This is a genomic window from Kiloniella litopenaei (genome assembly GCF_000982415.1).
Taxonomy (GTDB): domain Bacteria; phylum Pseudomonadota; class Alphaproteobacteria; order Kiloniellales; family Kiloniellaceae; genus Kiloniella; species Kiloniella litopenaei.
In genome coordinates this window covers 1-3,179 of sequence record NZ_LANI01000048.1, presented here as the reverse complement: position 1 = coordinate 3,179, position 3,179 = coordinate 1, and the positions used below count along the sequence as shown (strand labels likewise).

Genomic DNA, 3,179 nt, shown 5'->3' with positions numbered 1-3,179 from the left:
TGCCTTTTTGGAGTTCCCCAACCAGTATATTTTTTTCTCTTCACTCATTACATAATTATACCCATATAGGTATAAATTTCAAGAGCATTACATAAAAAATTACAAAAAAGCTTTCCAAAAAATTTCCCTTAATTATCAACAAAAAAGGGGAAACAGAGCCTACCCTGCTTCCCCTTTCATATGGCTAGTTGGTGGATATGGAGGACAAATTCCAACCACCGCCTAACAACTATTTTCCTACGCGCATCGGACGCGGAAGCCAAGCAGATATTTTATCAATCACAGATTTTTCACGCTTCTGCTTTGAATCCTTTGGTGGTACAAACTCCCGTCCTAGGGCAGCGGCAATCTCACCTTTCTTTGATTTCTCATGCTTGGCAATAAACTCGGCACCAATTACATCTTTGGCAATACCAAACATCTGAGTTTTGGTCATCCGCTTAAAGCAGTCCTCATTTGGTGTCCAGTAATCCTGTGGGTGAGTTTCCATTAGAACCGCTGCATGTTCCAAAGTAGGTTTCGCGTGCTTCTCTCCAGCAAGTTGAGGATTCAGCATCAAGGCGGCTGCATAAGATTGCAAACGAGCTTTATCTTCTGCTGACAAGGCTCTAAAGGCATCAAAACTCTTAATTTGATCCTTTATCTTGAACCATTTCATCGGTAGCTCTGACACAAGCCTTTCATATTCATCACGGCCAGAAAACACCCCCATATCACCCTTTTCTGACTGCGTTCTCGGACCATATGGCTTTGCAGTACTCAAGTCGAATGGCTTATCAGTAAATCCGGTTGTTAGAATATCTTTGATCAAATGGAAGTTTAAAAGATCACTGGCAATCACAGGGTTTTTAACAAGTTCAATGCGGAATATTTCAAGCCTGATTGCCGCAAGATCGTCCGATAGAGCCACGCCACAATCAACTGGATTATTGGCTTTTTCCTCGGCTTTCTTGGCCTTTTCTTCTTGCAAGGCTGGATTATCTTCCGGTCGGACAAACCCCAAATCCAGACAAAGCTTTCCATTCCAGATACTAACGATACCACCAGCTATAGCTTTATCAGAAGCTTTGTATTTTTGAGTTTTTTCTTCAAGCCCCTTTTTAAGGGTAAATAACTTATTCCAGGCATCGCGATCTGCTTCATTATCGTGACGGGTGATGTTTAGTTCATCCAGTCGCTTATTGACCCGCTCAAGTGCTTCTTCATCTGTCTTGGACAATTTCACAGTTTCTGGATAGATACGATCCATCTTATGAAGTGAATAAAAGTCACGTTCCAACTGCACATCAATCCACTTCCAGCCATCCGCAAGAAGGTTTTCAGCTTCTTCTTGCAAATCCTCCGTCGCAAGCTTGGTCAGTAGCTCACCATCTTTAAAAAAAACTTCATCCCCAAAGAGATTTTCACGAATGATCCCGCCAGCTTCCTCGTAGGCTTCACGGCCTACAAACCTAGCGATTTCTTCATCACTCTCAATTTCACCGTCGGTAATTGCATTAGAAATACGATAAGCAGAGAGGCAATTAGGACTTAGTGTTTCAAACACACGCTCCTGTCTTTTTGTATCACTGGTAAGCGTGAAAGCCTTAGCATCATCCTTATCTATCTTACCTTCACGATAAGCATTCAATACAACAGGGGAGAGGCGACCGAGCGTCAATCTCTGTTCAACTTTTTTCTTCGCAACCCCATGAATAGCGGCAACCTCTTTTACGGTCATACCTGAATCAATCATGTCTTTATAAGCAACAAATTCGTCGGCAGGATGCATTGCAGCTCTATGCACGTTTTCAGACAGACTAATACTTGTGATTGGACCTTCCTTGATAACACAAGGAACTGGATGGGTTTCACCTAATTTACCATCTGCAACCAGCATACCGAGGGCCTGCCTACGACGCTCACCACCACCAACGGCAAACTTCTTGTTATCAACCTTTCGAACAAGCAGATTTTGCAAAAGGCCATGCGCCGCAATATTAGCTGCCAAAGCCTCCATACTTGCCTTGGAGCTTGTTTTACGCACGTTTTCTGGATCTTCCACAAGTTGATTGAATGGAATCATTGTTACTAAATTTTCTTGTGTGTTCGTTTTCATAGTTCTTCTCGATGATAGATTTCTTTGGAAGGGAAGGGGGCCAATCCAGCCCCCAACTCTGTATTAAGCGGCTGTGCCTGTGGTTTTCGCCTCTACCTCTGCCAAGGCTTTAATCATTGCAAAAGACAATGGCTTGCCTGTATTTGGACAGAAAACCTGCGCCTTTAAATCATCATCAGTCAGACCTGATTTCTCACACTTGACCATATAAGCAGCTTCCAAAGAGGCTTGGTCGAAAACGATCCTACTTTCCATCCTTGCCGCACCAACATAGATTGAAAGTGTCGCCCTTGGCTTGAAATGCATATCGCGCTCAATCCTCAATCCAAGCGGACCATCTATATCTTCGATTTCTGAAAGCGAAACATAGCCAAGCTCTGGGCTGCCAAATCCAAGATCACATAAGCCGAAAAGCTTGTCTTCATCACCTTCAACCATTTCTGTAATCAACCAAGTTGCACTGTTCCAAGGGCTAAAAAGCTTTAAAACTGGCGTATGATCTGCATCCTCATTTTTAAAGTTTGAGAGCAGTTTTTCGCGAATTTCTTTAGTAATTAATTTCATGGTTTGTCCTCCATTTTACGAAATATGCGCTCGGTGTGTCCGGCACATGGTTTTACCGGAAGACAAAACTTCACTTGGAGAAAAGCCGCTTTAGCGGGGACCAGAGCCACGCACAGCTCTTTAGAGCGAGCATGGCGAGGACCCACCTTTTAGGAGAGTTAAGTGCTTGTTTTAGTAAAACAAGAAAACAAAGTATGACCGCAGGTCATTCCATATACCCACATTGCGCCAAGGGCGCACAAGGCCAATAGGCCGACAAACAACGTAAAGGGCAGTTGCCCGGAAAACGGATAGCCTGATTTAGAGCGCAGCGGAAAAGCAGGGTAAAGAGGGAGACTGTAAGGAGTGAAGCAACGCGGAGCGGGAAACGGCGGCTTGGTGTAGTCGGGAAAAGATCTCTCGAAGGAGCTGCACATGCAGCGGGACCGCGAGATCCCGACGGAGACAACCAAAATACCCTCTAACATCAAAACCCGGGAACAACACCACCCAATGGAATCACAACGCCCTGGGCAAA

Annotated in this window: 2 protein-coding genes; both read right to left on the bottom strand. The window is 44.3% G+C overall.

All coding sequences use genetic code 11. The features are described from left to right. Nucleotides 1-229: 229 nt before the first annotated feature. The gene (locus tag WH95_RS20015) at nt 230-2,098 is read right to left on the bottom strand and encodes a ParB/RepB/Spo0J family partition protein (RefSeq protein WP_046510225.1); all 1,869 of its coding nucleotides are present in this window, start codon (nt 2,096-2,098) and stop codon (nt 230-232) included. Between the two features lie 63 nt (nt 2,099-2,161). After that, nucleotides 2,162-2,662: a DUF2958 domain-containing protein gene (locus WH95_RS20010; RefSeq protein ID WP_113772064.1), complete on the bottom strand. Its 501-nt coding sequence runs from the start codon at nt 2,660-2,662 to the stop codon at nt 2,162-2,164. Between the last annotated feature and the right edge of the window lie 517 nt (nt 2,663-3,179).